Source organism: Capsulimonas sp. (assembly GCF_039929585.1).
GTDB lineage: Bacteria > Armatimonadota > Armatimonadia > Armatimonadales > Capsulimonadaceae > Capsulimonas.
In genome coordinates this window covers 1-3656 of sequence record NZ_JBDSQY010000272.1, presented here as the reverse complement: position 1 = coordinate 3656, position 3656 = coordinate 1, and the positions used below count along the sequence as shown (strand labels likewise).

The window sequence follows — 3656 nt, the reverse complement described above, 5'->3', positions numbered from 1 at the left end:
GAAGACGCAGGGCTTCACGACGGTCGTCTTCAACGATTTGCTGTTGGGAACGGTGATCGGGTCGTTTCATGACCATTTATACCCACAACCAAGCCTGCACGTTATATCAGAGACAGAGAGTCAATATCTTGCAACGAAAAATGTGCTCTTGTACAATTTTAGATGATTTTTGGGGCTTTTTATTTATGTAACCGAGCACATAACCACTACATTTTTCGGGATCCAATGATAAGCAGGCCATTTGCAGCGATATCGGAAGACAAACGCCATTTGGCGAGCTCATCAATAAGCGTAGAAATCAGCGGAACAGTTCCTTAATCATATCGACTTCCCGATCGCGCTCGGCCAGGAGGCGGCTGAGATGGACGTTATAATTTACGGCCTCTCCCGGAAGACTTCTTGGCCTTCTCACGCTTTAGCAAGGCAGAAGGCTTCTCAGAAACATTCGCGGCAGCCTGCGGCAGATGCGCGTTGTAATCTCTCAGGATCACATCAATCTGTTTCTGCGTCACGGACGTCGGCAGCACTTCGATCACCCTGCCGTAGACATTGCTCAGCGGCGTCCAGCCGTTTTCCCTTCCATCGCGACGGCAGATGAGAAACATCCATTCGCCGCTCTCATGCCGGATCTGCTTGATCATATGCGTGTAATGGAATGGGCCGACCTTGCAGAAGACCACCTGTCCCCGCTCCAGCAGTCCAGGATCACCCACGGGGGCGTAGACACATTTCTGACGGTGCTTAATAATCGGGTCCATTGAATTGCCCGGCTCACCAAACACCACGGTTTCGCCATTTTTCAAGCGCTCAATGTAGGCGTCTCGGCCCACGATCTTGTTCGCGACATCCTCTTGATGAGGGACGCAGCCCGTAAGTTTTTCTCGTTTCGTGTTTGTCATATCTCACTATCTTTATCGCCCTCACGATAATGCCTGCTCAATTCTTCATTCGATTCCGAATGAGCATTGATGAGGCGCGATAGGAAAGGGCATCCTTACGGGAGGCCAGATCTGTGTTAGCGGAGCCGCGCAAGCGGCTCCCATCCCAGAAGCCGCTTTGATTTCGCGATGCTCAGCAGCCTTTGCTCGTAGTCGCCGCTGATGGTGAACGCCTGAAAGCCGTCCCGGTACTCCAGCGCCGCTAGCAGCGCGCGCGCCGTATCCTCCGAGGTTGTCCAGGGCGTGGGTTCGCCGCAGGCTGCCTCCGCAAGCCATTGCTCTTCGGATACGGGCATGTAAAGGCGTAAGGCGTTGACGCTCATTTCCCACCGGTGGCAGGCGCTGCGGCACACCTCCTCGCCCATACGTTTCGTCAGCCCATAGACAGAGTAGGAATCGGGAGGCGTATCCTCGTCAGAGCCATTCCGTCCCAAACCATTGTCGCCATAAACCGACATGCTGCTGGTGTAAACGGCGTGCTGAACGCCCGCCTGATGGGCGGCGTGCAGCGCCAAATAAAGCCCCTTGACGCTCACATCGAAGGCGTTTGAGTGCGATTCGATTTGCCCCCAATCATCGCCGTTCACCGGAATGTAATGGCCCATCGCCATATACAGCACCGCATCCGTTCCCTCTACGGCGCCCGTCAGGGCTGCATAGTCGCAGACGCTGCCCTGGACATACTCCAGCGCGGGATCCGCCGGAGGTCGCGGATCGAACACTCTCAGCCGATGACGCTCGGCCAGGAGAGGCAAAACGAGCGTACCCAAATAGCCGGAACCGCCGATGACGAGAACATTCAAAATCTATTCCTTTCGAATCCGACCACCCGCCCCGCCGAACGCCGTTACGGTTAACTTCGTCAGGCTGGCATAGATTTAGCGGCTTGTTGCTGTGATCGCCCGCTGGCGGTACTCGCGCGGGCTGACGCCTGTGTGCTGCTTGAAGCGCAGGGAGAAATAAACAGGGTCCATGCCGACTTCTTCGGCGATGTGCTTGATCCCGCTGCTGGTGCGCTCCAGCAGAAGCTTTGAGCGTTCGATGCGCTGCAAGTCGAGATACTGCATGGGCGCCACGCCGAGCTGCTTTTGGAACAGATGGGCGAGGCGCGAGGGCGACAGCGCCGTCATATCCGCGAGGAACGGTACGCTGATCTTTTCTGCGAGATGGGTGTGGATATAACGCAGCGCCTGGCTGACGCGCTCATCCATTGTCGGCTGCCCCTGCATGACCTGGCTGTGACAGACCAGGATCGTCTCTTCCAGCGCGTTCATGGCGAAGTCCAGACCATGCGGCTGCGCGCCGGACGCCAGATGGTGACTGCGCCGCAGCGCGGAGAGGGCGCGCTCCCAGCGCTCTTCGGACAGACGGATCGACATCGGCCCGTCGCCGTCCGGCGCCCAGATTAGCCAGTTGTACCAGTGCGAGCGCGGCTGGAAATGCGCCCAGAGCAGTTCCCATCCGTCGGAGCCGGGCGCGGAGCCATAGTCATGCGCCACGCCCGGACGAGTGAGGACGATGTCTCGCCGTTGGGTAACGAAGGACGATTCTCCCGAGCCAAATCTTCCCGAGCCGCCGAGCGTGGCGATCACTTGCCAGTCGTCCGTCCCCTTCTCACGCACGGACCGATAGGCGGCGTCTTTGTGATAGTAACCTGTCAAAAGATGCAGGTACTCGGGCAGGTCGAGGGCGACCCGGTCTTTGATCATACTTTTTCCTCAAAAATATAATAGCAGAAATCAATAAGTTTATAGCGTTCCTCTCTATTGCGCCTCGCCCCCTTCGCGTTTATAATATCTCTATCAGCGACAGAGTGATTGCGAGTTCCCATGAAAACATTATGAGCGCGGCGCATTTGCACTAATCGCTATCTAAAATAATTTCGACTTTGTATGTCAGTGGGATATTCATAGTATCCCCGGAGCCACGATCCATGACCGAGAGAACCGACGATGTCCGCGCCTGGAGTGAGGACGTCGTTATTCCGACATATCTTCCACACGCGCCGGACAAGAACCCGATGTTTCTGGAGAAGCGCGTCTACCAGGGCAGCAGCGGCAAGGTCTATCCCCTGCCCTTCACCGATCGGATCGACGATACCGCGACTGACCATGTCTGGCAAGCGGTCTGGCTGGAGAACGAATATCTTAAAGTGATGGTTCTGCCGGAAATCGGCGGACGTATCCATGTGATCCAGGACAAGACCAACGGATATAATGTGATCTATCGGCAGCCCGTGATCAAGCCCGCGCTGGTCGGCCTCGCCGGCCCCTGGATTTCCGGCGGCATCGAGTTCAACTGGCCCCAGCACCACCGGCCGGCAACATTCATGCCGGTCGAATTTGAGATCGAGCGGTGCGCCGACGGTTCCGCGATCATCTGGTGCGGCGACCACGACCCGCTGACCCATATGAAGGGCATGCACGGCGTTTGCCTCCATCCTGAGAAGGCGTACGTGGAGCTCAAGGTTCGGGCCCACAACCGTACCCCCTTCGTTCAGACATTTCTGTGGTGGGCGAACCTCTGCGCCGATGTCCACGAGGGGTATCAATCGTTCCTGCCGCCCGACGTCACCCACGTCGCCGACCACGCCAAGCGCGCCGTCGCCACCTTCCCCGAAGTGCACGGCCACTACTACGGCGTGGACTACCCGGCCCAGGTGACCGCCGACCGCCCCGACGGCGACCGGCTCGACTGGTACCGCAACATCCCGGTGCC

General features: G+C 57.5%; 4 protein-coding genes. 1 reads left to right on the top strand and 3 read right to left on the bottom strand.

What is annotated here, in order from left to right; genetic code table 11:
• Positions 1–368 precede the first annotated feature (368 nt).
• The 3 genes from ABIZ35_RS20525 to ABIZ35_RS20515 form a co-directional block, all read right to left on the bottom strand.
• Complete coding sequence (locus tag ABIZ35_RS20525) at positions 369–899, bottom strand: hypothetical protein (RefSeq protein ID WP_348221790.1); 531 nt, start codon at positions 897–899, stop codon at positions 369–371.
• Positions 900–1015: 116 nt separating this feature from the next.
• The gene (locus ABIZ35_RS20520) at positions 1016–1741 is read right to left on the bottom strand and encodes an NAD(P)-dependent oxidoreductase (protein ID WP_348221789.1); all 726 of its coding nucleotides are present in this window, start codon (positions 1739–1741) and stop codon (positions 1016–1018) included.
• 75 nt (positions 1742–1816) lie between these two features.
• Positions 1817–2647 (bottom strand): helix-turn-helix domain-containing protein, encoded by an 831-nt coding sequence (locus ABIZ35_RS20515; protein WP_348221788.1) that lies wholly within the window; start codon positions 2645–2647, stop codon positions 1817–1819.
• 224 nt (positions 2648–2871) lie between these two features.
• Here ABIZ35_RS20515 and ABIZ35_RS20510 point away from each other — a divergent pair.
• On the top strand, positions 2872–3656 hold a 785-nt coding region (locus ABIZ35_RS20510; protein ID WP_348221787.1), incomplete at its 3' end, for a DUF5107 domain-containing protein.